The organism is Streptomyces sp., assembly GCF_031178505.1.
GTDB classification, from domain to species: domain Bacteria; phylum Actinomycetota; class Actinomycetes; order Streptomycetales; family Streptomycetaceae; genus Streptomyces; species Streptomyces gulbargensis.
On record NZ_JAPSIW010000843.1, the window covers coordinates 1 to 2,880 of the forward strand.

Below are 2,880 nucleotides of genomic sequence, written 5' to 3' on the forward strand. Positions count from 1 at the left end.
GTGCCCGGCGGCAGGAGCTGCTCGAGGAGCGCAGTGGCCTCTGGACCGAAGCACTCGACGAGCTCGTTCGGGTCCTTGGTCTCCGGGGTGTCGATGTTGAGCAGTCTCACCCGCACGACCTCGCCCTCCTTCCGGACATCGACCGTGTCGCCGTCGATGACGCGCTCCACGACGACGCGCTCACCGCGCAGTTCCGGAGCCGCGGGTGTCTCGGCAGCCGACGGCGCGTCCACCGGAGCCGGTTCATTGGTCGAAGCCGACGTGCCGGTGCAGCCGGTCAGCAGAAGCAGCGCCAGCGCCGGGGCGGTCAGGCGGCGGAGAGCAGGGAGGCGCGGCATTGCAGTCCTGTCAGTGGGAGGTCGAATCGTTCCCACCCTAAACACGCATGTGCTCATGCAAAAACGCCACACCGGATGTCGCACCAGCAGGAACAGATACCAGCAATGCTGAGCCTCGGGCGCGTGATGTGTGCCGGACGGGCCCTGCCACAGTTCCTCGACGCCTCAGGGATGCAGGTGCTCCCGCGGAGGGCATCCGACGGCAGCACGATGTCACTGTGCGGTCTGCCCCTCACAGTCCTGGCGCGCATTTCCCGGCGCCGAGCCTGGCGAGGCCGGCGCGGTCACCGGGGGCGAAATCGGTCAGGCCCACGTTGTCCCCGTACATCAGCTGCCCGGGGTCGTCGACGTGCGCCAGACCGACCACGTGGGCCAGTTCGTGCATGATCACCGCCCGCACCTGCTCGGGACGCTCCATCATCGCGGTGAGGGAAGGGGCGTCGAGGACCACCTGGCCGGTCACGTAGACGAAGGGGGCGCCGTCCACCTGCCGCGCGGTGCTGCCTCCCCGACCTGCCACGTCCCCGGCCAGGTCGGGATGTTCGCCGGCGTCGGACCAGGCAATGAGAATCGGCGCCCACTGACGGCCGTAGCGGTCGGGCTGATACGGCTCGCGCCGGCTGGAGGGCGCCTCCGTCGTGATCCCGGCGTCGACGAACTGCAGACCCGTCGCTGCTGCCACCGCGCCGATGGCTTCCTCGACGAGTTGCTGGCCACCCGGCGGCGCGTTGTCGGGGCGCACGGCGATGCGGACCGGCCGGCAGGGGTCGTAAGCGATCATCTCCTGCTCGGGATCCGGTGACTCCATGAAGCGGTAGTCGCCCGTGTCGGTAACGGTCGGTGGAGCACCGAGCGGATGCCGGGCGGCATCGACCCCCGACGGGGGTGCCGAAGCATTCGGAAGATAGGGGCGGATCACCGGCAGCGCGTACTGGGTGAAGAGGCTGGGAGCGAACCACAGCACCGCCAGCAGCACGATCCCGATTGCCGGCGACGCCCTCCACGCCCGGTTGCGACGCCTCGACGTCCTGGCCCCTCGCCGTGCGGTCCGGCGTGCGGAACGCGCGCTGCGACGCTGCTCCTGCCTTCGTCGGCGCGGGCTCATCCGATGCTGACGCTGCTCTTCCAGCGCCTCCTCCAGGACCCACTGCGGGATGCGCCCGCTGGGGGACCTCTTGAGGTGTGCGGCCGTATCGAAGTCCTTGTTGCGGTCGGCCGATGAGCTGCGACGCGGTGTGGTGCTACCGGACTGGTGCATGTCCCCTGACTTCCGTGCTGGATCCATGAGGCGCCGAGAGATATCGCAGGGTGGACGATCCCAAAAGTCGTCACCATCATGATCGCTTTTGCAAACAAGGATGGATACTATCCGGTACTACATATCTGGTGTTCAACGGGGGGCATGGGCAAGTCACGTTCGGCGTCTGAAGAGCAGGGGTTCGATTCTGGTCGCTGCGGTGAGCCGTCGGTACCAGCACGGCAACTCCCACGGGCCGGCACGCCGCAGTCCGCCCCGGCCGCTCCGTCCGGCCCCAGGGCGGACCCGCTTGCCCCGGGCATGGTCGTCGCTTCCACCAGAAACCGCCCGCACGCTTCTCGGTCGTCGGCGACAGCCATGGGCGCTCCCCGGGCGAAGAAGGTCCTACCCCCGCCGGGCGGTCATGAGTTCGTCTACTCCGTGCGCTGCGTCCACTGCGGAGCGCATCAGGAGATGTCCTCGCTCGAGCAGACCTATCCCGGCCACCTGCAGCAGGGGCGGGGCAAGGTTCTCTGCCCGTGGAGCAACACACGCCTCAGTGCTCGTCAGATCCGGGAGGCGTCCCGGCGCACCGTGAAGAAGCCCGTAGTTCCCACCAGCACGGTTCAGGCTCCCCGTCCTGCGCAGCAAACGGAACGTTCCGCGGCCACACCGACGGCCGAGGCGCCGTCCAAGAAGCCGAAGAGACCCCAGACCCCACCGCAGCGCCGTGGACAGGCAGCCCCCTCGACGCGCTCGGCGAACAGCTCCTCCACCACCGACCGTGACGCCGCAGCGCGGGAGAGGTACCGCAAGCGCAGGTACCTCACCTCCGAGTACGGCGACATCGGCGACGACCGCTTCCGCGAGCGGGGTGAGCTCAATGCGGACTCGGTCAGCGTGTCAGCCCGGCTGGGGCCGTCCCAGGGAACGGGCCGTCGTCGTTGACCAGACGCAGCGCCCCGAAACACCCCGTGGGCCCGCACCGCCAACGGTGCGGGCCCACGCACTGCTTCAGACAAGCGCGGCCGGTTCCTCCAACGGTGTGGTGGTGACGGAGGAGTCCGTCAGCCGCCGCGCCCGGTGCGCCGCCACCGTGAAGGCCTCCCGATGCAAGGCAGAACTCCCATCGAGGACCAGCTCGGCCAGCATCCGCCCGTGGACGGGGGCGAACTTGAACCCGTTGCCGGACAGCCCCGCGACCATCGCGCAGTTCCCGGAAGGATCCAGCTCCACGACCGGCACGCTGTCGGCGGTGAAGCCGTCGTGGTGCAGGCTCGTGCGCACCGGCTCGGGGTTCAAATC

3 protein-coding genes and 1 pseudogene are annotated in these 2,880 nt (G+C 69.0%); 1 reads left to right on the forward strand and 3 read right to left on the reverse strand.

Annotation, left to right across the window (positions count from 1 at the left end; translation table 11 throughout):
- Together RIF68_RS33280 and RIF68_RS33285 are read right to left on the reverse strand one after the other, a co-directional pair.
- On the reverse strand, positions 1–338 hold a 338-nt coding region (locus tag RIF68_RS33280), incomplete at its 3' end, for a thermonuclease family protein (protein WP_309055182.1).
- A 232-nt stretch (positions 339–570) separates the two neighbouring features.
- Positions 571–1,314, reverse strand: coding sequence for a hypothetical protein (locus RIF68_RS33285; RefSeq protein ID WP_309055183.1), 744 nt, complete (start codon positions 1,312–1,314; stop codon positions 571–573).
- Positions 1,315–2,049: 735 nt separating this feature from the next.
- Between RIF68_RS33285 and RIF68_RS33290 the strand changes: the two genes are divergently transcribed.
- Entirely contained in the window at positions 2,050–2,523 is a 474-nt protein-coding gene (locus tag RIF68_RS33290) for a hypothetical protein (protein WP_309055185.1), read from the forward strand.
- 66 nt (positions 2,524–2,589) lie between these two features.
- Here the strand turns inward: RIF68_RS33290 and RIF68_RS33295 are convergent.
- Positions 2,590–2,880: pseudogene (locus RIF68_RS33295) on the reverse strand (hypothetical protein); the annotation flags it as partial.

Excerpts from the sequence above, each read along its gene's own strand:
- RIF68_RS33290 (WP_309055185.1), top strand. The coding sequence starts at position 2,050 with ATGTCCTCGCTCGAGCAGACCTATCCCGGCCACCTGCAGCAGGGGCGG.